General features: G+C 71.1%; 18 protein-coding genes. 9 read left to right on the forward strand and 9 right to left on the reverse strand.

Annotation, left to right across the window (positions count from 1 at the left end; genetic code table 11):
* The 4 genes from V1633_RS28935 to V1633_RS28950 all read left to right on the forward strand — a co-directional run.
* On the forward strand, nt 1–770 hold a 770-nt coding region (locus V1633_RS28935), incomplete at its 5' end, for a hypothetical protein (protein WP_331217457.1).
* Nucleotides 771–979: 209 nt separating this feature from the next.
* On the forward strand, nt 980–3241 hold the full coding sequence (locus tag V1633_RS28940; RefSeq protein ID WP_331217458.1) for a catalase: 2262 nt from the start codon (nt 980–982) through the stop codon (nt 3239–3241).
* A 286-nt stretch (nt 3242–3527) separates the two neighbouring features.
* On the forward strand, nt 3528–4238 hold the full coding sequence (locus V1633_RS28945; RefSeq protein ID WP_331217459.1) for a ThuA domain-containing protein: 711 nt from the start codon (nt 3528–3530) through the stop codon (nt 4236–4238).
* Entirely contained in the window at nt 4208–5323 is a 1116-nt protein-coding gene (locus tag V1633_RS28950) for a Gfo/Idh/MocA family protein (protein WP_331217460.1), read from the forward strand. Before V1633_RS28945 ends, V1633_RS28950 begins: the two co-directional genes overlap by 31 nt.
* A gap of 93 nt (nt 5324–5416) precedes the next feature.
* On the opposite strand, the gene V1633_RS28955 is transcribed toward V1633_RS28950, so the two are convergent.
* Nucleotides 5417–6013 (reverse strand): class I SAM-dependent methyltransferase, encoded by a 597-nt coding sequence (locus tag V1633_RS28955; protein WP_331217461.1) that lies wholly within the window; start codon nt 6011–6013, stop codon nt 5417–5419.
* Nucleotides 6014–6489: 476 nt separating this feature from the next.
* Here V1633_RS28955 and V1633_RS28960 point away from each other — a divergent pair, with 476 nt between their 5' ends.
* The gene (locus V1633_RS28960; RefSeq protein WP_331217462.1) at nt 6490–6747 is read left to right on the forward strand and encodes a hypothetical protein; all 258 of its coding nucleotides are present in this window, start codon (nt 6490–6492) and stop codon (nt 6745–6747) included.
* Between the two features lie 373 nt (nt 6748–7120).
* On the opposite strand, the gene V1633_RS28965 is transcribed toward V1633_RS28960, so the two are convergent.
* Both V1633_RS28965 and V1633_RS28970 read right to left on the reverse strand, forming a co-directional pair.
* Complete coding sequence (locus V1633_RS28965; protein ID WP_331217463.1) at nt 7121–7606, reverse strand: DinB family protein; 486 nt, start codon at nt 7604–7606, stop codon at nt 7121–7123.
* Between the two features lie 347 nt (nt 7607–7953).
* On the reverse strand, nt 7954–8850 hold the full coding sequence (locus tag V1633_RS28970) for a LysR family transcriptional regulator (protein WP_331217464.1): 897 nt from the start codon (nt 8848–8850) through the stop codon (nt 7954–7956).
* A gap of 184 nt (nt 8851–9034) precedes the next feature.
* Between V1633_RS28970 and V1633_RS28975 the strand changes: the two genes are divergently transcribed.
* The gene (locus V1633_RS28975; RefSeq protein ID WP_331217465.1) at nt 9035–9754 is read left to right on the forward strand and encodes an SDR family oxidoreductase; all 720 of its coding nucleotides are present in this window, start codon (nt 9035–9037) and stop codon (nt 9752–9754) included.
* 115 nt (nt 9755–9869) lie between these two features.
* Here V1633_RS28975 and V1633_RS28980 read toward each other — a convergent pair whose 3' ends face one another.
* Entirely contained in the window at nt 9870–10553 is a 684-nt protein-coding gene (locus V1633_RS28980; RefSeq protein WP_331217466.1) for an MFS transporter, read from the reverse strand.
* A gap of 299 nt (nt 10554–10852) precedes the next feature.
* On the opposite strand from V1633_RS28980, the gene V1633_RS28985 reads away from it, so the two are divergent.
* The gene (locus V1633_RS28985; protein WP_331217467.1) at nt 10853–11269 is read left to right on the forward strand and encodes a CBS domain-containing protein; all 417 of its coding nucleotides are present in this window, start codon (nt 10853–10855) and stop codon (nt 11267–11269) included.
* Between the two features lie 211 nt (nt 11270–11480).
* Here V1633_RS28985 and V1633_RS28990 read toward each other — a convergent pair whose 3' ends face one another.
* Nucleotides 11481–11843 (reverse strand): SDR family NAD(P)-dependent oxidoreductase, encoded by a 363-nt coding sequence (locus V1633_RS28990; protein WP_331217468.1) that lies wholly within the window; start codon nt 11841–11843, stop codon nt 11481–11483.
* Between V1633_RS28990 and V1633_RS28995 the strand changes: the two genes are divergently transcribed.
* Together V1633_RS28995 and V1633_RS29000 are read left to right on the forward strand one after the other, a co-directional pair.
* Nucleotides 11826–12281: a TetR/AcrR family transcriptional regulator C-terminal domain-containing protein gene (locus tag V1633_RS28995; protein WP_331217469.1), complete on the forward strand. Its 456-nt coding sequence runs from the start codon at nt 11826–11828 to the stop codon at nt 12279–12281. The genes V1633_RS28990 and V1633_RS28995 overlap by 18 nt on opposite strands.
* A 176-nt stretch (nt 12282–12457) precedes the next feature.
* A complete protein-coding gene (locus tag V1633_RS29000; protein WP_331217470.1) occupies nt 12458–12844 on the forward strand; it encodes a carboxymuconolactone decarboxylase family protein in 387 nt (128 codons plus the stop codon).
* Nucleotides 12845–13141: 297 nt separating this feature from the next.
* Here the strand turns inward: V1633_RS29000 and V1633_RS29005 are convergent, their stop codons facing one another.
* The 4 genes from V1633_RS29005 to V1633_RS29020 all read right to left on the reverse strand — a co-directional run bounded on the left by V1633_RS29005 (nt 13142) and on the right by V1633_RS29020 (nt 21654).
* A complete protein-coding gene (locus tag V1633_RS29005) occupies nt 13142–14302 on the reverse strand; it encodes an alkaline phosphatase PhoX (RefSeq protein WP_331217471.1) in 1161 nt (386 codons plus the stop codon).
* Nucleotides 14303–14532: 230 nt separating this feature from the next.
* Nucleotides 14533–15819: a phosphodiester glycosidase family protein gene (locus tag V1633_RS29010; protein WP_331217472.1), complete on the reverse strand. Its 1287-nt coding sequence runs from the start codon at nt 15817–15819 to the stop codon at nt 14533–14535.
* A gap of 118 nt (nt 15820–15937) precedes the next feature.
* Complete coding sequence (locus tag V1633_RS29015) at nt 15938–19342, reverse strand: galactose-binding domain-containing protein (protein ID WP_331217473.1); 3405 nt, start codon at nt 19340–19342, stop codon at nt 15938–15940.
* Between the two features lie 389 nt (nt 19343–19731).
* The gene (locus V1633_RS29020; RefSeq protein WP_331217474.1) at nt 19732–21654 is read right to left on the reverse strand and encodes a copper resistance CopC family protein; all 1923 of its coding nucleotides are present in this window, start codon (nt 21652–21654) and stop codon (nt 19732–19734) included.
* Nucleotides 21655–21695 lie beyond the last annotated feature (41 nt).

The following is a 21695-nucleotide window of genomic DNA, read 5'->3' on the forward strand; positions in this document are numbered from 1 at the left end:
CGGCGTTCGCGCTGGCGGGTGACTGGTTCAGGACCGGCATGTCCACACCCGCACTGGTACGCCGCACCGGCTCGGTCTGGGAATGGCACATCAAACGAACCCAGAGCGGCGGCAACGGCGACCTGACGTTCCGCTACGGCGACGCCCACATGACCCCCGTCGCCGGCGACTGGGACGGCAACGGCTACTGGACACCCGGCGTCGTCGCCAACGAAAACAACTCCCGCCGCTGGTACCTCAAAAACACCCTCGCAGGCGGCGAATCCGACGTCGACTTCCTCTTCGGCGGCAAAGACTACATCCCCGTCACCGGCGACTGGGACGACAACGGCACCACCACCCCAGGAGTCGTCTCCAAAGACAACGGCGCCTGGAAATGGGAACTACGCAACGACAACAGCGCCGGCGGCGTCAACCACACCCTCCGCTACGGCAACGCCAACACCTGGCCGGTCACCGGCGACTGGAACGGCGACGGCACCTGGACCCCCGCCGTCGTCGACGACACCGACGGACCCCGCCACTGGTACCTGAAAAACGACCTCGACCCCACCGACGGCAACTCCGACCTCGACTTCACCTACGGCAGCCACGGCACCTACCCGATCCCCGGCAACTGGAACGGCACCACCACCGCCACCGAACCCGGCATCATCCAGAACTTCGAAAACCGCGTCTGGCGCTGGCACCTCAAGAACACCGTCACCGGCGGCGTCGCCGACAAATACTTCGACTACGGCAACGACGCACCCTACCCCTACCCCTTCTGACGCATCCCGCCCCGGGGGCCGGCCTGGCCAGCCCTCGGGGCACCCTTCCGTCCGCCGGCGTGCCGGTGTCCCCGGCCGGCGGGACAGCCGGATCGCGGACCGCACGGCCCGGGTGGTCCGAGATCACAGAATCGCCACGTTTTGTCCCATCAGTCCGGGGTACCGCTCTCTGGGCACCCCCACCGTCGTCTGATGGAGGACCTGCCCAGATGGATCCCAGCAAGCCCGCCAAGGTAGTCAAGGACGCCGTGGAAGCCGCGGCAGAGAAACTGACGGACGCCCCGGCGACGGATGTGCCCGGCGCGCCGGGCAGCGCCCCGCCGCCCGTCGAGGAGCCGACGGCCCCCCACGACCCGCTGCCGCCGAAGAGGGAACAGGGCGCTCCGCAGACCCGTACCCCGACCGGTGCGCGGACCGGCGCGCCGACCACCGCGAGCGGTCAGCAGGGCGCGTACCTGACCACCGCGAACGGCGCACGGCTGCGTGACACCGACCATTCCCTGAAGGCCGGTCCCCGCGGTCCGGTCCTGCTCCAGGACCACCACCTACGGGAGAAGATCACTCACTTCGACCATGAACGGATCCCGGAGCGCGTGGTGCACGCGCGGGGCGCCGGAGCGCACGGGGTGTTCACCAGTTACGGCACCGCCGAGGCGCTGACCATGGCCGGCTTCCTCAGGAAGGGGCGGAGCACCGACGTCTTCGTCCGGTTCTCCACGGTGCTCGGCTCGCGCGGATCCGCCGACACGGTCCGCGACACCCGGGGCTTCGCGACGAAGTTCTACACCGACGAGGGCACCTTCGACCTCGTCGCCAACAACATCCCGGTCTTCTTCATCCAGGACGCGATCAAGTTTCCCGACATCATCCACGCCGGCAAACCGCACCCCGACCGGGAGATCCCACAGGCGCAGAGCGCGCACGACACGTTCTGGGACTTCGTCTCCCTGCACACCGAGGCCCAGCACCACACCATGTGGAACATGTCCGACCGGGGCATTCCCCGGTCGTACCGGACGATGGAGGGCTTCGGGGTCCACACCTTCCGCCTGGTGAACGAGGCCGCAGAGACGGTGCTGGTCAAGTTCCACTGGAAGCCCAAGCTCGGCGTGCACTCCCTGACCTGGGAGGAGGCACAGCTGTTGGGTGGGGTGGACCCGGACTTCCACCGCCGGGACCTCTACGACGCGATCGAGTCCGGGGCGTATCCCGAGTGGGAACTCGGCCTGCAGGTCTTCCCGGACACCCCGGAGGAGACCTTCGGCGGAATCGACCTGCTGGACCCGACCAAGATCGTGCCGGAGGAACTGGCACCGGTGCAGCCGGTCGGACTGCTGACGCTCAACCGGACGCCGACGAACTTCTTCGCCGAGACCGAGCAGGTCGCCTTCCACGTCGGCCACCTGCCGCCGGGGATCGACGTCACGAACGACCCGCTGCTGCAGGGCCGGCTCTTCTCGTACGTCGACACCCAGCTCACCCGGTTGGGCGGACCGAACTTCCCGCAGATCCCGATCAACCGCCCGCACGCCCCGGTGAACGACATGCTCCGGGACGGCTTCCACCAGCAGGCCGTGCACGCGGGCGTCGCGCCGTACCGGCCGAACTCGCTCGACGGCGGCAACCCGTTCCCGGCCGGGGACGACGCGCGCGCGTTCGTCGACGTGCCGGTGCGGGTGGCCGAGGCGCCCAAGGTCCGGGCGAACCCGGTCTCCTTCGACGACCACTACAGCCAGGTCCGGCTGTTCTGGCTGAGCATGTCGCCGGTCGAGAAGGAACACATCATCCGCGCCTACACGTTCGAGCTCGGCAAGTGCTACCACCAGGCGATCAGGGAACGCCAGCTGCGGTGCCTGGCCAACATCGACCCGGTGCTGTGCGCACAGGTCGCCACCGGTCTGGGTCTTCCTGCTCCGGAGCCGACCGTGCCGCTCGCCGACGTCACGCCGAGCCCCGCCCTGTCCCAGGTCGGCAGGGAGTGGCCGACCGACGGCCGGACGGTCGGGATCGTCGTCGACCCCGACGGCGACCTCGACGACCTCGACGAGGTACGCCAGGCGGTGTTCGCCGCCGGCATGGTGCCGCTGCTGATCGCGCCGCACGGCGGGATGGTCGCCGACCTGCCGGTGCAGCGGACCTTCGCCACCGCCCGGTCGGTCGAATTCGACGCGCTGCTGCTGGCCGGTGCGCCGGCACCGGCACCGGACGCGCTGCCGGCACGCGACGCCAAGGCCGGCTCGGCCGACCGATCGGCCGTCGATCCACGGGTACTGCTCCTCGTCGAGGAGTGCTGGCGGCATGCCAAGGCGATCGGCGGCTGGGGTGCCGGCGGCGGCGTGCTGCGGCAGTTCGGGGCGACCGGTACCCCGGGTGTCGTCACCGGCGGCTCCGGGGCCGAGGTGTTCGACGGTGTCCGGTCGTTGATGACCGCGCACCGGGTGTGGGAGAGGTTCCCCGCTTCGGTCGCCTGACCTCGACCGGCCCGCCGTACGACCGGCGGGCGGTGCCGACAGCCCGGGTCGGGGCCGGCCGTGCCGGTCTCCGACCCGGGTCGACGTACGGGCCGGGCGCCGGACTTCGCGGTCGACGTCACCGTCCACAACGTCCCCGCCGATGGGTGACCCGGCTCACAATCCGCGCCGACCGGCCTGTCGGCGAAGCGCGGACCACCCGACTACGGTTGTGATGATCCACACCTCCGGGACCGGACGCGACTGGCCGGGCCCCGGAGAACCGGTCGGGAGAGAGGACGTACGGGTGGCGCAGCGGAGAGCACTGGTGGTCCGCGGCGGATGGGAGGGGCACCGGCCGGTCGAGGCGACGGAACTGTTCCTCCCCTTCCTCGAGGAGAACGGCTACGCCGTACGGGTCGAGGAGTCGACCGACGTCTACGCCGACGCCGACGCCATGGCCCAGACCGACCTCGTCGTGCAGTGCGTGACGATGTCCGAGATCAGCGCGGCACAACTGGCCGGACTCGGCGCCGCGGTCGTCGCCGGCACCGGCTTCACCGGCTGGCACGGTGGCATCGCGGATTCGTTCCGGGCGTCGTCGGACTACCTGCACCTGGTCGGCGGCCAGTTCGCCACCCACCCGGGCAAGGAGCCGTGCGAGCGCCACGGCGGCGCCGAGGACAACTTCCTGCCGCACACGGTGCGGATCACCGACCTCGGCCGGGAGCATCCGATCACCGCGGGCATCGAGGACTTCGACCTGGTCACCGAGCAGTACTGGGTGCTGCACGACGACCTGGTCGACGTACTGGCCACCACGACCCACCCGACCCGGCCCTGGCATCCCTGGCACCGGCCGGTCACCTCACCGGCGATCTGGACACGGCTCTGGGGCGCCGGACGGATCGTCGTGACGACCCCGGGGCACAGCCTCGACGTCCTGGCGCACCCGAGCGTCCGCACCGTCATCGAGAGGGGGATGCTGTGGGCGACCCGCACCGTGTCGGCATCGTAGGTCTCGGGGTCATCTCCCGCGCGTACCTGGACACCCTGGCGGACCATCCCGGGGTGCGCGTGGTCGCGGTGGCCGACCTCGACGGCGCCCGGTCGGCCGAGGTCGCCGCCGCGCTCCCCGGCGCCGAGGCGATGACCGTCGACCGCCTGCTCGACCGCCCCGACGTACAGACGGTGCTCAACCTGACGACCCCGGCGGCGCACACCGAGATCTCGCTGCGCGCGATCAACGCGGGCAAGAACGTCTACGTGGAGAAGCCGCTGGCCGTCACGTTCCCGGACGGCCGCACCGTCGTCGACCGGGCCGCGTCGGCCGGCGTCCGGCTGGGTTGCGCCCCGGACACCGTCCTGGGTACGGGGACACAGACGGCCCGCACGGCGATCGACGACGGCCTCATCGGACGTCCACTCTCCGCGTCGGCCGTCATGGTGACACCGGGACACGAGCGCTGGCACCCCCAGCCCGACTTCTACTACGCCCCGGGTGGCGGGCCCCTGCTGGACATGGGGCCGTACTACATCTCGGCCCTGGTCCACCTGCTCGGCCCGGTACGCGCGGTGGTCGGCGCCGCCAGTCGGCTGCGTGCCGAACGGACCATCGACTCGGGCCCGCGCCTCGGCCAGCGGATCACGGTTCAGGTGGACAGCCACGTGACCGGTGTCCTCACGCACGCCAGCGGAGCCCTCTCCACCATCACGACGAGCTTCGACGGCGTCGCCACGACGGCCGCCCCGATCGAGGTGCACGGGGAGACGGGCTCGCTCGCCGTACCCGATCCGAACCGGTTCGACGGCGAGATCCGGCTCTTCGCGCTCGGCGACACCCAGTGGCGTCCGCTCGAACCCCGGGCCGGCTACGCGGGCGGTTCCCGAGGAGTCGGCCTGATCGACCTCGCCGACGCGACGGAGCGGCGCCCGCCGCGCGCCGGCGGCGAGTTCGCGTTGCACGTGCTCGAGACGATGACCGCCCTGCTCCGTTCGGCCGACGAGGGCCGGCGGATCGAGCTGACGACCACGGCGGAGCGGCCCGTGCCTGTCCCGCTCACCAGCGTCGAGGAGTGGAAGGCGCGGTCGTCGGGTCGTTGAGCTGAGCCACGCCGGCGGGAGGTGCGTCAGGAAGTCGGTCAGCCGAACGTCCGCCACCGCCACACCTCGGACGCCCCCAGGGGATTCGCCGGGTCAGCGCGGCGGCGACGGCGTGGCGGTGACGCAGGTGAGCACCCGCCCCTGCCCACGATCCTCGACCCGTCTGGTGGTGGCGAAGCCCTGGGTTCGGAGCAGCCGCTCGGTCGAGGTGAGGTTCGCCTCCGGATGCGCGGACGTGGGCCGCTCGCCGAAGACGTAGAGTCGCCCTCCCGGAGCGAGCAGACTCCGCATCCGGTCGATCTGCCGCGCCACGGCGCCCAGCCAGAACAGGTTGACGTTCACCGCGAAGATCTTGGTGAAGTACCGGTCCGGGAGTTCGACCGACTCGAACTCGGCGCACCGGATCTCGGCCCTGCCCGAGCTGATGTGGTGTGCGTTGCGTTCGGTCGCGAGCCGGGCCATCGTCGCCGCCCGGTCGATCGCGACGATCCGGCCGGTGCCGAGCCGGCTGGCGACCAGGGAGACGGCCACTCCACGCCCACAGCCGATCTCCAACAGGTGGTCGTGCGGTACGACGGCCATCGTCTCCACCGCCCAACGCTGCCGGTAGGTGGCCGCCGGGGCGCCCGGTACCGGGCCGGGGTCGCCTGCGACGAGACCCGGCTCGCGGGTCGGCAGGGTGCATCTCACGACGTCACTCGCCGGGCCGGGATCTGCTCACCCACCTATTGCACCTCTCCGAGCGTCGGGATGCACCGTGCCCTCGGTCACCAGGGCGCGACGACACGTATCGCGGGCCTGGGTCTCCGTGCCGGCACAGGGCCAGCGCGGTCCGCCGGTCGGTGCCGTGGCCAGCCCGACATCCGGGCCGGTCGGCCGGCGAGGTGACCCTGACCACTCCCCCACGGTAGACGGCGGCGGAGTGGTCCGGCCCCGTCGACGGAGGACCCCGTCCGGGCCCGGCCACCCGGCACCGACTCCGCCCCGTCCAGGGCGGATGCCCGTTCGACGGAGACCACGCTGGCGAATCGTCGTTGCAGCACCGCCCGTTGTCCGGAGCCGGCCCGCGCGCGCCCATGTGAGCCTGAATCTTATCAACATCGATGTCCCGGGCCGGACTCGACGACGAGCCGTGTGCACTGTGGACGATATGGGAAGGAGGCCTCATGCGCGGACGCAGATGGGCGATCCGGGTGGCGGCGGTGACGCTCGCCCTGGGCGGACTGGTCGGGAGCGCCGCCGCTCCGGCCGCTGCGGACCCGCCGGGCGGCACCCTGCGCGGCGTCTACTCCGACGGCCAGTTCTGCAACAGCTACGGCAACGAGGGTGTCCAGACCGGCCTGTGGAGCTGGTACTACTGCGAGTACCGCCAGTACGCCCCCACCAGCCCCGGCTTCTACTTCCTCTGGACCTTCACCTACTAGCGCCGGACCGCTGGACGCGCCTGCCCTTCGCGTGCGTATCCCGGACTCACGGTGGTAGGCCGTGTCCAGCTGGTCCCACCACTGCCGGGCACTCTGTGTTCGACCGTACGACAGGGACCGGGCCCGGTTCCTGTCGTACGGTCCGGCGCCCGGACGGTGACACCGGCACGCGGCGGGACGCCGACGGCGCGGTCCGCGTGGGACCGGCGCCGGGTCGGTCCGGTGCTCGGCCTGCGGCGATGCCACGACCGGGTCTCGACCACCGGGAGACGTTCCGGGAGGACCGGGACCTCGACCACGGGCCCCTGGCGACCCGTGAACCCACCACGGCCCGGTGGGATCCCTGCCTGACGGCTCCCCCACCGGCGTCGCCCTACCGAGGTCCGAGCCCGGTCTTCCCGTCGATCAGCTCGCGCGCGACGTCAAGGTGGCCCGCATGCCGTGCGGTCTCCTCGATCATGTGGAGGACGACGCGCCGCAGGTCGGTGACCTCGTCCCCGAGCGGGCCCGGATAACGCCCGCACACGGGCGCGGACAGTGGCGTGGCGGCGAGGACGGCGTTCGATCGTTCGCACTGGGCGCGGTAGAACGCGAAGACCACCGCGGGCGGTCGTGGGGTGGTCAGTGGCGCGTGGTCGTCGTCAGGCCAGGCCAGCGGCTCGACGGAGCCGGTGACGATCTCCTGGAACCAGTACCGCTCGGCGTAGCCGAGGTGTTCGACGAGACCCAGCGGCGTCCATTGCGAGGGCAGGACAGCGGTGGTCAGGGCTTCGGGGTCGAGCCCGTCGACGATCGCGAGAACACTGGCGCGCTGTGCCTCCAGGAACATCAACAGCGCGTTCTTCTCACCGTCTTCCATCCGTTCCACGCTCTTCCTGGTCAGGGTTCTGCCGGCCCACTCCGTGGAGCGCCGCGGGATGCCGCACGCTACCAACCCGGACCGACGTTCTGCTGTGTCCGGGTATGTTCCTGCCGTTCACGGGCGTCGGCGGAGCCGACCGTCGCCCATGCCCACGCCGAGTACGACGAGGAACACGGTCGGGCCGGCGGACATCCTGACGACGGCTACCCCGGGCTCACCGTCGACGTCCGGGACGGGGGCCCGACGCTGCCGCACGAGGCGCCCGAGGGCGACCGGGTCAGGTGCCCGGCTGACGGGACGAACTGTTCGGCGGACCCTGAGGCGGCCCTGGGAACTGCCCGCCGCTACTCACCGGTCGCCCCGGGCGAACGGTCGATCGCCTGGGCCCGCCGCACCGCGATGTCGACGAACTCGTGCACCAGAGGTGACCGGTTCCCCTCGGCCCAGGCCAGGCAGACCTGGTTGGGCCCCAGGTCGTTGACGGGCACGTGGACGACATCGGGCCGGGTGTAGAACGTCGCGGTCGACAGCGGCAGGATCGCCACCCCGCCGTACGCCGCGACGTGTTCCAACTTCTCCTCGACGGAGGAGAGCACGGGCCGGGGGCGGGGATCGGGGTCGGTCGGCCGATTCGGCAGGTCCCGCCACTCCGGCACCGCGTCCGGATCCTGCAGCAGCCGCTCCTCGACCAGCTCGGCGAGGTCGATCGACTCCTTGCCGGCCAGGCGGTGGTCGCCGGGCAGAACCACGACGCGGGGTTCGCCGAACAGTGGGCGCAGGCGCAGGCCACGCTGGTCCACCGGAAGCCGTACGTAGCTGACGTCGGCACGCCCCTCGTGTACCACCTCGACCTGGTCGTTCCAGGAGGTCCGGACGACACCGACGGACAGGTCGGGGTGCCGCTGGCCGATGGCACGGGCCTCGGCGGTGACGATGATGCCGGGCATGAAGGCGATGGTGAACGTCGGTCTGGCGTGCGCGGCCCGTTGCACCCGCCGACGCAGCGCCTCGGCCGAGGCGAGCAACGGACGGGCGTCGGCCAGCAGTTGGCGGCCGGCCTCGGTCAGCACGGTGGAGCGGCGGTCCCGGACGAAGAGCTCGGCGCGAAGTTCGTGCTCGAAGGCCCGAATCTGGCGGGACAGGACCGGTTGGGCGATGTGCAGTCGGGCCGCGGCGCGGCCGAAGTGCAACTCCTCGGCGACCGCCACGAAGTAGCGGAGCTTGCGTAGATCGACGTCCACCCGGCCCCCGTACCCGTCCGCCCGTTTCCTCCCGGCGGTTCCACGATACCCGCCGGGTATGACTGGGGAGATACCCAACGGGCATTACAGCAGGTGAAAGAGGTCTTGGACGCGGGCGTTCCCGCCGGCGCAGGGTGGAAGCCGTCTCCACCGCACATCCCACACGATCCGGAAGGACAAGATCATGGCCCTCACCGACCAGCGTGTCGTCGTACTCGGCGGAACCTCGGGGATCGGGCTCGCCACCGCCACCCTGGCCGCCCGCGAGGGCGCCCAGGTCGTGGTCGCCTCCAGCAGTCAGCGCAGCGTGGACCGCGCCCTGTCGACCCTGCCGGCCGGCACCCTGGGGTACGTCGCCAACCTCACCGACTCCGGCGACGTGTCCCGGCTGTTCGAGGGTCTCGGCCCGTTCGACCACCTCGTCTACACCGCCGGTGAGCCGCTCGCGCTGATGTCCGTGGACGCCCTCGACCTGGACGCCGCGCGTGCCGCGTTCGAACTGCGCTACTTCGGCTCCCTCTCGGCGGTCAACGCGGCAGTCCCGTACCTGCGGCCGAACGGGTCGATCACTCTCACCACCGGCACCGCCAACTACCGCCCGAGCGCGGGCTGGTCCGTGGCGGCCAGCATCACCGGGGCGATCGACGCACTGGTCCGCGCGCTCGCCGTCGAACTCGCCCCGGTCCGGGTCAACGCCGTCTCCGCCGGCGTGATCCGCTCGCCGCTGTGGAACTCGTTGCCGGACGAGACCCGCGAGCAGATGTACGCCCAGCTCAGCGAGTCGCTTCCGCTCGGTCGCGTGGGTGAGCCCGAGGAGGTCGCCGAGGCGTTCGGCTACCTGCTGCGAGCGAGCTACGCCACCGGCACGGTGGTCACCGTCGACGGTGGCACCCTGATCGCCTGAGCCCGGCGGCCCCGCCTCGCCACGCCGTCGGCACAGCCGGGCACGGCGAGGTGGGGTCGGCCAGCCGGGCGCTCGGCGACCCACACCCGCTCGGCTGGATCACGTCGGTGGATTGTCAGCGGGCTGGGCCGCCGAGCGAGGTTTCGTCCGGAAGCGGCGGTGTCGTGACAGGAGCCGCCGGCCCGCTCGGCCGGACAGCGCGCAGGATCCACATGCCGATGCCGCCCACCACGGCGCCGACCAACGCGACCGTGGCCATCAGCAGGTCGGCCACGAACGCCAGGCGCCAACCCAGCGCGACCGTCAGGGTGCCGCTCACCACGGGTCCGACCAGGAGAGCCACGCCGAGCCCGAGGCCGAGCACCAGCCGGGCCCGGGAACGCCAGTGGCCCAGCTGACCGGAGAGGGCGAGGACGACGCCGACCACGGTTCCGGCACCGACGCCGAGGACCACCCGACCGACCGCCAACAGTGCCACCCCTGGCGTGAAGGCGCTCACCGCGCTTCCGAGGACCAGGAGCATCGAGGCCGGGACCGCGGTCGCGGTCGGCCACCGCCGGCCGAGCAGGTGACCGGGCACGACCAGGGCCGCCGCCGCCACGACGTACGGGACCACCACGGTCATCAGCATGGTCGTGGTGGACAGTCCGAGGTCGCGGGTGATCGCGCCGGCCAGCGGCCCGATGGGCGCGGTGAGCAGTCCGGCGGCGAGCAACGCGCCGAGCGCGGGGCCGACGAGCGACCAGAGCGGACGTCCCACCGGTGGTCGGGCAAGTTCGGGGTTTCCGGGCGGAATCACGCGGCGAGTCTATGCATCAGCCGCTCGGTCGCCAAGATCTCGCCGTGGCGGGGCGTTCCCCCCAGGTACCCGGCCCACCGTGCCCTGACCACATCGGAGGCGATCCGGCCAGGCGGGCGAGGCCGCCCCACTCAGGAACTCACCGACGCCGTGGACGTCCACAGCAGCCGGACCGCACTCTTTCGCGGGCGACGCGGACAGTGACAGGAATGGTTTTCCGGCGGTCGGGTACCGGAAGCGAAAGCCCGCCGACCGGGTACCGGAAGCCAAAGCCCGACGACCGAAAGAGGTGTGATCCAGTGGCAACCGCACGCGACATCATGACCCCGGGGGCCGCCTGCATCGGCGAGAACGACGACATACTGACGGCCGCCCGCCGGATGGCCGAACTGAGCATCGGCTCGATGCCCATCTGCGGCAGCGACAACCGACTCAAGGGGATGCTCACCGACCGCGACATCGTCGTGAAGGTGCTCGCCGAGGGGCGGGACCCCGCCACCGTCACCGCGGGCGAGCTCGCCCAGGGCAAGCCAGTCACGATCGGCGCCGACGACGACGCCGAGGAGATCCTCCAGACCATGGGCAGCCACCAGGTACGACGACTGCCGGTCATCGACGGGCACGAACTGGTCGGCGTGGTCGCCGTCGCCGACGTTGCCCGTGCGCTGCCCGACCGCCCGGTGGGTGACCTGATCGACGCCATCTCCCAGCACTGACATCCGTAGCGCGCACCACCACCGCGATGCGCGAGGTCGGCCCCGGAGCGGAACTGGCGGCTCGCTGACCGCACGACCCCGGTGTCGACCGCCCGGATCTCGCCGCCTACGCAGAGCACCGGTTCGGCCCTGCCTGGTTCTGCCGGAGCAGGGCCGAACCGATCCAGCGGGAGAGCTTTCCCCGTACCGTTCCGACGACCGCGTGCCGGGCTCAGTCCGAACCCGAACCAGGCTCGGAGAGCTTGCGGTGCATCTGTGCGTTGACGGTTTCCGGCGTCTGCCTCGACGCGCCGGCGATCACCCTGTTCTTCGGGGAGCCCGCGACGACGTGGTCCCTGCCCTTCATCAGCGCCTCGAACCCGTGCCGGGCGACTTCCGCCGCGTCGTCCTTCTTCGCGGCGCCCACCCGCGTGTCCCGCATGTCGGCCCGTTCGAAGAACTCCGTGTCGGTCGGACCCGGCAGTAGGGCGGTCACCGTGACCCCGGTGTCCTTGAGCTCGTTACGCAACGCCTCGGAGAACGACAGACGCTCGGGGCCGAACCGGGAGTCGCGGTGATGTCCCTCTACCGGCACCTACCGAACCGGGACGCCGTCCTCGCCGCGGTCGTCGACCGTCTCGCCGCCGAGGCGGTCGACGACCTCCACCTCGGCTCCACCTGGCCGGAGGCACTGGCCGCGTTCGGCACGAACTACCGCCGCATGCTGCTCCGTCATCCGAACGCGGTGCCACTGCTGGCCACCCATCCGATGGATGTCGACGCCGGCCTCAAACTCGTCGACGGCCTGCTCGCCCGGTTCTCCGACGCGGGTGTGCCGCAGGCGGAGTGGTTGACCGCCGTGCAGTCGGTCATCGTCTACGTGCTCGGCCACGCCCTTGCCCAGGTCGGTTCCCCCTCCGGGGTCTCGGCCGCCCCGCCCGAGACTCCGGAAGCAAGCGACTACTACCAGCGGTGGTTCACCGCCGGCCTGACCGCCATGGTCGGCGGGTTCGCCGACCGGTACCGCCGGTAGACCGGGTCGGCATCCCCACCAGCCCGGTCGTCGCCACGCGACGTGCGCAAGCGCCCCGGTTGCACCGACCGCGGCTTGCACCAAGCCGCCAACCGGGCTCTTTTTCCTGTATATCCTGGTTTGGCCGCCGCGAGTCACCCACTTCCCGACTGCCTACCCACGGCCGAGGAGACACCATGAGCACGGACGACTCGTACGAGCGCGGCCTGCTGGCGACCGAACGTCTGCTCGGACAGCGCCTCGACATCCCGATGGGTGTCGGGGAGCCGGACTCGGGGCGGGACTTCCGCAAGCTGGCGATCGCGCACACCTTCGGTGATTCGTGGGTGCGGACGGGACTCGACGAGCGGGGCCGGAGCCTGGTGTCGGTGGCGATCACGGCCACGCTCGGCACCCTCGGGCCGCTGCGGGGACAGCTACGGATCGCCCTCAACTCGGGAGTCTCGCCGGACGAGATCGTCGAACTGTTCATCCACCTGCAGGCGTACGCCGGGGCGGCGCGGGCGTTCGAGGGTTACCAGGTCGCCATGGAGGTCTTCGCCGAACGGGCCGAACACGGGTGAACACTGCCGCCGCACTCCGTCATCCCGCTGGCACCGCAGCCGACCGACCCGGGTCCCCCGGCCCGGTGATCCACAACGGGTCGCCCGCCGGGAGCCGGGTGTGGGGCCGCACCGCCGCAGCGCCGGCGTAAGGAGGCAGCCGAGCGGCTCGCCGGTGAATCCGGTGCCGGGGCTCACCGCCGGCTGGCGGTGGTGCTCCGCCGGCCTCGTCGGCAACCAGGCCGCCCACCGATCCGCGGGCCCGGTGGCGGCCGGTCCTTCCGGACGACCGCCCCCGGGCCCGCCAGGTGTCGGGGATCAGGTGCGGAAGGGTCCGGTGACGCAGTACGTGATGCCGCCGGAGGAGGAGCCCGAGGTGCCCCGCTGGGACGAGAAGTACAGCCGGTTCCCGGCCGGGGTGAAGGCGGGACCGCAGATCTCCGAGGAACCCTGGCCGGTGATCCGGAGGAACACGGAGATCTTTCCGTCCGGCGTGATCATGCAGATCTCCATGTTGCCGCCGTCCTCGGCGACGTAGAGGTCGCCGAAGCGGGAACCGGTGATGTTGTCCACGCCGGTCAGCGGCGCCGGACCGGGGTTGACGAGGTTGTCGTCGTAGGCGAGTTCGTAGGTGTTGTTGGTGAGGTTGAGCTGCCAGATCCGGTTGTCACCCTTGGTGGTGAACCACACCCGGTTGTCGGCGTAATGGCAGCCCTCGCCGCCGTTGAACGACTTGGCACCGGAGACCTGCGACCGGGTCACGGTCGGAGAGCCGTCCGGGTCGGGCACGGTGGCCCAGCTGAACGAGCCGGAGGTGCCGCTGCCGGCGACCATCACCTGTAGCGTGCCGGCAGAGAGGTCACCCCAGGTGTTCGGGACGAACCGGTAGAACCTGCCGTTGGTCTCGTCCTCGGTGAGGTAGATGACCCGCCGGTCCGGGTCGGCCGCGGCGGCTTCGTGCTTGAACCGGCCCATCGCCGGGCGTACCACGGCGGTGCCGCCGAGCGGGTACGTCTCCCACACCCGGCCGAGGCTGACCTCTTCACAGGACAACCAGGTGTTCCAGGGTGTCTTGCCGCCGGCACAGTTGTTGTTGGTACCGGAGAGGATCCGGGACGCACCGGTGATCTTCCCGGTGGAGTCGAAGACGATCCGGGACGCGCCGCCGCCGGAGCCGGCGCTGGTCTCCGAGTTGGACACGTAGACCCAGCCGCTGCCGTTGGCGAACACCGCCCCGCCGTCGGGTGCGTCATGCCAGGTGTACGAGGTGCCGGGTACGACCTGGCCGGATCGGGCGATGATCTGGCTGCTGAAGCCGGCCGGGAGTTGGATGCCGTGGCTGTTGGCCGCCAGCAGTGGACCGTACGGGTTGGGTGCGTTCTGCGCCGGTGCGGCGTACGCCGCCGACCAGGCGGTGAACGGCAGCGCCACCGCGCCGGCACCGAGCACGGTGGCACGCAGCATGTTTCGTCGATCCATTGTGGACCTCCTTGTGGGCGGGTCCGGGAAACGTATCCATCCCCGCTTTCCATCGACCGGTAGGTACGTGAACGGTCGTTGTCGACGTACCGACGAACGGACCCGGTACGCCAGAAATGGGGCGATCGGGCACCGCCGGCGAGCCGTCCGGAGACGGCACTCGGCCTCGCCGCCCGTCGCGGCGAGGCCGAGTCGACCGTGGTACGGACCGCCGGTCGCGGCGGAGAGGATCAGCGGCCGGTGAACCGGCTGTCCACGTAGACGAGCGCGTCGCCGACCGCCCGCTCGGTGCCACCGCTCGGCTGGTTGACCAGCGCGCCCCCGACCGACATGGTGGTCGATCCACCGCCGTCGAGGTTGATCGCGTCCCGCAGGCCGAGCGCGGCGGCCACGGCCGCGGTCTCGTCCATCGTGGTGCCGACGCTGCTGGTCATGCGGCCGTCGATCGTGGCGAGCACGATCGTGCCGTCGGCGGCGGTGCCCGCGATCGTCCGCGGGTTGCGCGCGAAGAAGCTGTCCGAGCCGGACGGGACCACGATCCGCCCGTCGGCGAGCAGCCGGTAGCGGCCGGTCACCCCGAACGTCCCGGCGCGCAACGCGAGCTGCTCGCCCTTCTCGTCCCACACCGTGGTGGTCACCTTGACGCAGCCCTTCGCCACGGCGAGCAGCGCCACGGTGTCCCGGCCCGTCGCCTGCAGCGAGGTCTGGCCCGCCAGCAGCGTCGTACCCCGGGTCGTCGAGGTCCGGACCACGCAGCCCCGCTCGTCGAGGACCGCCTCGACCCCGGCGCCGGCCGGCGTGGACGCGGCGAACTCCGGGGTGAACCGCACCAGGTCGCCGGAGACCCCGCACTGGGTCTGCTCGACGAGGTCGGCGCATTCGGCCGGGATCACCGGCGGGTGGTTGACGAACTCCAGCGGCAGGGTGACCTTGCTCTTCGGGTTCCGGACCGTGCCGGTCCAGCGCAGCCGGCCCATCATGACCTTGTTGCTCCTGGCGTCCACGACCAGGTTGGCCTCGGCCGGATCGCCGGTCGGCTCGCTGAGCAGCTTCCCGCCGAACACGCCCAGTCCCACCTGCTCGCCCGGGTACTGGGCGCTGGCGGTGAACGTGAAGAAGGAGGCGTTGACCCCGGCGAGGGCGCCGGCGGAACGGACCAGGTCGGTGGTCTTCTCCACCTTCGCCAGGTCGGGGCCGTACGTCGCGGCCAGGTGTCCGCGGGCCGTCTTCGGATCGATGGTCAGCACGTTGACCACCCACGGGCCACGGGTGGTGGTGTTGATCTGGTCGGCCGGGGCCGGCTCGGTACCGCGGACGATCCTGGTCAGCGTCACGCCGCGGGTCAGGGTCTGGCTGCTCCGACTCTCCACGAGGTCGGCGTCGCCCAGCGGCAGCGTCGCGTCGCCGGGCGCGGCGTGCGCCACGGGGGCCAGGCCGAGGCTGAGCACGGCGGTCACCGCGGCCGCGACGGCCCCGGCCCGCCGCAGTCCCGCGACCGGAAGGGTGTAAAAGATCATGGTCTCATCCTGTTTGCTCGGATGAACCGCTCCGCCCATCGGCACTGAAGAGCAAAACAACACTGGGTTACGGATCGCGGGGCACCGCCGCCGTCGCCGGCGGTGCCCCGGGACCTGGCTAGCTGATCGGTTCGACCCAGATGTTGCGGTAGAACAGGTTGGCGCCGGGATCACCGTGGTCCTGCAGACGGATCGGTCCCACCGACGGACCCTCCGGCGCCCCGCCGCCGGTCGGCCCGTTGATCTCGGCGTTGTCGTGCACGGTGACGCCGTTCCACACGACGGTGACCCGGGCGTTCGCCGTCTTGGCCCCGGAGGCGTCGAAGCGGGCGGCGCGGAACGTCACGTCGTACGTCTGCCAGGTCTGCGGTGCGGTCGCGGCGTTCACCCTCGGCGCCAGCTTCTCGTAGATCGCGCCGCACTCGTTGGTGGCCGGGCTGGTGTCCCCGTACGAGTCGAGCACCTGCAGCTCGTACCGGTCCTGGAGGTAGATGCCGCTGTTCGCCCGGGCCTGCCCGGTGACGTCCGCCGGCAGGTTCGGCAGCCAGAACTCGACGTGCAGTCGGAAGTCGCCGAAGCTCTGCCGGCTCCGGATGTCACCGCCGAGCACCTCCACCCCGCCGTTGCCCAGCGGCCAGGTCGGGTTGGTGCCGTCGGCCTGCTGGAAGTTGTTCATGTTGGTGCCGTCGAACAACGTCACCCGGCCGGGATTTCCGCCGGTGCCGTACGCCTCGAACTCGTAGATCCGGGCCGCGTTGTCGGTGGTGCTGGTCGGCGCGCTCACCGTCAGCCGGGCGTACCTGGCCTGGGTGGCCGGGATGTCGTGCGTGGTGACGTTCGCCGTGTTGCCGGTGACGTTCGCGACCGTGCTCCAGGCGGTGCCGTCGGTACTGACCTGGACGGCGAAGTCGCGGGTGTTCCAGGCCGCGTTCTCACCGCCGGCACCCGCGTGCCGGACCACGAACCGCTGCACGCTCTGGGTGGTGCCGAGGTCGACCTGCAACCACTTGCTGGCGCCGAGCGAGCACCACTTGTCGCCGTTGCCGCCGGCCACGCTGCCGTTGACCGCCTGCGCCGGTCCCTCGGAGCTGGAACAGGAGCTGTCCGCCGTCGCCGGCCGCCCCAGGGCGACGTTGGTCGACGGTGGGGCGGCACCGCCGTACACCTCGAGTTCGTAGATCCGGGCCGCGTTGTTGCCGTTGCTGCTCGGCGTGGTGACGGCGAGACGGACGTACCTCGCCTGGGTCGCACCGAAGGTGTGCGTGGTGGTGTTGGCGGTGTTGCCGGTGACGTTCGCGACCGTGGTCCAGGCGGTGCCGTTGGTGCTGACCTGGACGGCGAAGTCGCGGGTGTTCCAGGCGGCGGATTCGCCACCGGCGCCGGCGTGCGCGACGACGACCCGGTTCACGCTCTGCGCCGAGCCCAGGTCGACCTGCAGCCACCGGTTGGTCCCCGACGAGCACCACTTGTCGAGGTTGCCCGAGGTGGTGGTCCCGTTGACGGCCTTCGCCGGGCCCTCGACGACCGAGCAGGAACTGTCGGCCGTCGCCGGCCTGCCCAGGGCGAGGTTGACCGCCGGTGTCTGGCCGGGAATGGCGTTGAGGGTGTACCAGACCTCGGTGCTCCACAGCGCCTGGCCGTCGCTCGCGCTGAACGGCCGGGGCGAGCGGACGTGCACCACCCGGCCGGCCTTGAGCCCGTTGACGACCAGGGTGACCTTCCTGCCGTCCGCCGACAGCGTCGCCGAGGAGACCGCGAGTGTCTCCTCGTCCACCTTCGGCCCGCCGTAGGCGGCGGTGGGGACGTACCGCCACTGCTTGACCCGGTACTTCGTGGCCAGCGCGGTAGCGGTCGCCGCCGACAACGGCTTGGTGTACTCGATCTCGAAGCCGTTCGGTCGGGCCCGCATCGCCAGCATGTCGAAGGTGTTGCCGCCGTTCGTGTCGATCTTCTGAAGGCCGTGGCTGAGCTTGCCCTCCTGGCCCCAGTTCCCGCCGCCGTGCAGGCCGCCGGTGTAGAGGGCACCGTCCGGGCCGACACTGACCTCGGAGACGCCGGCCTCGAGACCCTGGGTCATCCGGAACAGTGCGCCCTGGTACTCGCCGTTGACCTTCTCCAGGTAGGCCCGCTGGATGCCGCCGTACGTCACGTCACCGATCGCCATCTGCCCGGCGAAGACGCCCTCGGTCATCATCACCGGCGTGCTCGGCGAGTTGCCGATCTCGTTCTGCGGGAACCAGATGACCGGCTGGGTCACCGGGTTGTTGTCGAACGGCCCCGGCGGGTTGAGGTAGTGGTGGAAGAACCGGTCCTGCTTGATGTGCAGCAGCTTGGACGCCGGCTGGTAGCCGCCCTGGTTGTCGGTGACGAACAGCCCGTTCTCCGGCCCCCAGCCGATGCCGTGCGGGGTACGCAGCCCGCCCGCGACGTACGACACCGCGCCGGTGGTCCGGTTCACCTTGATGGTGGTGCCCCGGTTCCCCGCCGGCTGCGGGTCGGTGGTGGCGCCGCCGTAGTTGATCGACACCGACAGGTTCAGGTAGAAGAACCCGTCGGCGTAGAGCAACCCGAACCCGAACTCGTGGAAGTTCTGGCCGAACGGCCAGGTGGCCACCGTCCGGTAGTTGTCGGTCACCCCGTCGCCGTTGGTGTCGTTGAGCTCCGTCAACCGGTGCTTCTCCGACACGTACAGCTTGCCGTCGACGACCTTGAGACCCATCGGCTCCTGGAGCCCACTCGCCACCCGGGTCCGGGTCACCTGCGCCGGGCTGGTGTTGCCGGTGACGTTGTCCAGGATCCAGACCTCGCCCGCGGTGGTCAGCGAACCACCCCAGGTGAGCACCGCGAGACGTCCGTCCGGGAGCCAGTCGAAGCCGGTGACCTGCGGCTCGAAGCCGCCGGGCCGTAGGTTGGTCAGCGTGTAGTTCGGGTGTACGCCGGTCAGCGGCAGCCCGTCGCCGGGCGAGTCACCGCTGGCCTCGCACTCCTTACGGCCGGGCGCGGTGACCCGGACGACCCCGGCGTCGGTGCTCAGCACCGAGTTGGGCACCGTCACGAACGACGTCGCCCCGGGCGGCCGCCACTGCAGCGTCAACTGCTGGCCGCCGTCCCGCTCGAAGTGCTCGATCCGCAGTGAGTGGTAGCCGGTGGTGAGGTTGACCGTGCCGTCCTTCGGGTCCGGTCCGTGCAGTCCGTCGTGGTCGATGACAACAGCGTCGTCGATCAGCAGTCGTGATCCGTCGTCACTGAGCAACCGGAAGGTGTAGCTGCCGGCCTGGGCGATGTTGATGTTGCCGAGGGCCTGGGCCAGGAAGTGGTTCTCGAAGCCGAACTCCGCCGCGGTCGTCCAGTTGATCGTCGGCATCAGCTTGTCGACGTTGGGCGTCTGCGCGGCCTTGAGGGTGCAGAGATTGTTCAGCGGCACCTGCAGGTCGAACACCCGCAGGGTGACACCGGGCTCCTGCGGCGGCGGCGCGGCGGTGGCGCCGCCGGCCGGCAGGCAGACGGCCGCGACGGCGAGCACGGCAGCGATCGTGCCCAGAACGGGCGTACGGGTTCGTCGGAATGGTGAGACCACGATTCCCTCCCAGGGTGAGCGGGACGATGACGCACCGTCACGGGCACGGCGGACCGCTCGGGCGCGCCGTGGTAACCGACGGGACGACTTCGTTACGTCGTGTGGCTGACCGGGCACGCCGCTGCCTGGCGAGGCAAACCTTACGATCGTTACGTTTGGATGTCTATATGTTTCGTCTCGAACGCTCCAACTTTTGCAACGCTCGACAAAAGCCCCCTCGACACCGGTGCCGGCGCACCGCCCGGAGCAGCCACGGGCGGTGCGTACACCGGCGGCCACGGCGCGGCCACCGCGAGCACCACCTCACCCGACCCGACCCGCCGACAACGTCGACGTCAGGAGATGTCCAGTGTGTATTCAGCGGTCTGGACCCGGCCGGCGACCTGGAAGTCGAAGTACGCCCGGTACCGGCCGGCACTCGGTGCGGTCAGCCAGAACGTCACCGCCCCGTCCACCAGCTCCGGTTCCGGGTGCACGTGCACGTAGCCCAGGTCGCCCTCGCGGACGACGATCAGGTGGCCGTACGCGCCCAGGTAGCGCTCGAGCTGGGCCGCCGCCGGCATACCGTCGCGACTGGGCCGGAAGAGCAGTGGTGTCATCACGCCCACCGTGGGTGTGCCCTCCATCGACACCGCGAACGGGCCCGCCGTCGCCTGCGGCTGTGCCGCCGGAACCGGGACCGGCGTGTACGCACCCGGCACGACGTGGTCGACCCCCAGGACCAGGGGCAGCTGGGTGGTGCCGTCGGCACCGATGACGGTGAAGTCGGCGTAGATCCGGTATCCGCCCGGCCGGGCCAGCCGCAGCGGCACGCTCCAGGTGCCGTCGGCCGCCATCGTCGGGTGCAGGTGCTGGTATCCGGACAGGTCCCGGCCGACGACGATCATGTGCAGCGGTCTGTCGTGCACGGTCGCGAACCGCGTGGCGGCCTGCCGGTCGGTCCCCACGATCCGGAAGGCATAGTCCACGGTCTGTCCGGGCCGCTGGTCACGCCGCACGGGCTGGAGGGTGTAGCCGTTGGCGCTGACCGTCGTACCGGTGGCCAGTGCCGCACCGGCGTCGCCGGTGTGAGTGTGCGGACCGGTACCCGGACCGTGTTGGTGTCCATCCACTGCCGACCGTCGGGCATCCGACGCGGGCGCCCCGCCCGCGGGCACGGTCGCGGAACCGCCGCCGGCCCGACCGCCGTCATCCAACCGTCCCAACCCGAAGCCGGCCAGGAGTGACACCACCAGACCGCCGGCCAGCAGCGCGAGCCGGGTGTTGCTCGGCCCCAGCCGGGCGGCCGCCACCGTCGGGACGACATTCTCCGCTTCCGCCCCGGCCGGCGGGGTGTCGTTCACGGGTCGGACGGCCACCCGGCCGCCTCCCCGGGTGGTCGGGATGACGGCACCCGCGCCCGCTGCCGTTGTTTTCCTGGCCCGCGAACCGGTGCCGTGCCTCGTTGTCGAGTTCGGGCCGCCGGGGCGACCACGCCGCGGGTCCGCCGGCCGGGCGGCCGACCGGCTCGAGCGGGTCTTCGCGACCGCGAACCGCCCACCGGTACGCCACACCACGAGGCCGGCGACCACGACCACGAACGCGAACGCCCAGCCGGTCCAGGCGACCCACCCGACGCCACCGGTCTCGTCCGATTCCCCGGGTGGGGCGGCCACCGGCGCCTCAGCGGAGGCGGGAGCGGGCGCGGGCGCGGCGGACGTCGGCAGAACCTGGTCCGGGGTACCGTGCCGGTCGGCCGCGGCCAGTAGCGCCGGGTCCGGTTGGTTGGTCGGCGGGCTCCAGCCCTGCGGAGCCGGGGTCGCCGGGCCGGTGTAGCGGAACGTCAGCGTGCCGCGCACCGGATCCCCGTCCGAGGCGACCGAGAGATAGCTGACCGAGTACTGACCGGCGGCCGGTAGGTGCGCCACGGTCACCACCGCCGGGAAGCCCGTGGTGTACTCGCGCGGCTCGAACTTCCCCTCCACCAGGAAGTACTCGCGCACCGGCTTGTCCAGCGGCTTCGGCGAACCGTGCGTCCAGCCGCTGTCGACCCGACCACCGCCCGGCGCGATGATCGTGAAGTAGGCGTGGGACGCGACCCGCTCCGTGAAATACAGCTCGACCGCTGACAGCGGCCCGGTCACCGTCGCGCCCTCGGCGGGGGTCGACATCGCCAGAGTGCCGTGTGCCGCCGCAGGCGGCGGGACGGCGAGAACGGCGACCGCCGCGGCGACCATGCCGAGGAGGAGGCGACGGGTACTCATGGGGAGTGGACGCATCGGACCATGCTCCCGAGCACTGGGTTTTGATCAAGAGCTGG

The organism is Plantactinospora sonchi (assembly GCF_036422035.1).
GTDB lineage: Bacteria > Actinomycetota > Actinomycetes > Mycobacteriales > Micromonosporaceae > Plantactinospora > Plantactinospora sonchi.

Bases quoted from the DNA above. Each gene is read 5' to 3' on its own strand.
- V1633_RS29010 (WP_331217472.1), bottom strand. From the start codon at position 15,819: ATGATCTTTTACACCCTTCCGGTCGCGGGACTGCGGCGGGCCGGGGCC.
- V1633_RS29005 (WP_331217471.1), bottom strand. From the start codon at position 14,302: ATGGATCGACGAAACATGCTGCGTGCCACCGTGCTCGGTGCCGGCGCG.
- V1633_RS28940 (WP_331217458.1), top strand. From the start codon at position 980: ATGGATCCCAGCAAGCCCGCCAAGGTAGTCAAGGACGCCGTGGAAGCC.
- V1633_RS29020 (WP_331217474.1), bottom strand. From the start codon at position 21,654: ATGCGTCCACTCCCCATGAGTACCCGTCGCCTCCTCCTCGGCATGGTC.
- V1633_RS28995 (WP_331217469.1), top strand. From the start codon at position 11,826: ATGTCCCTCTACCGGCACCTACCGAACCGGGACGCCGTCCTCGCCGCG.
- V1633_RS28965 (WP_331217463.1), bottom strand. From the start codon at position 7,606: ATGGAAGACGGTGAGAAGAACGCGCTGTTGATGTTCCTGGAGGCACAG.
- V1633_RS29000 (WP_331217470.1), top strand. From the start codon at position 12,458: ATGAGCACGGACGACTCGTACGAGCGCGGCCTGCTGGCGACCGAACGT.
- V1633_RS28975 (WP_331217465.1), top strand. From the start codon at position 9,035: ATGGCCCTCACCGACCAGCGTGTCGTCGTACTCGGCGGAACCTCGGGG.
- V1633_RS28960 (WP_331217462.1), top strand. From the start codon at position 6,490: ATGCGCGGACGCAGATGGGCGATCCGGGTGGCGGCGGTGACGCTCGCC.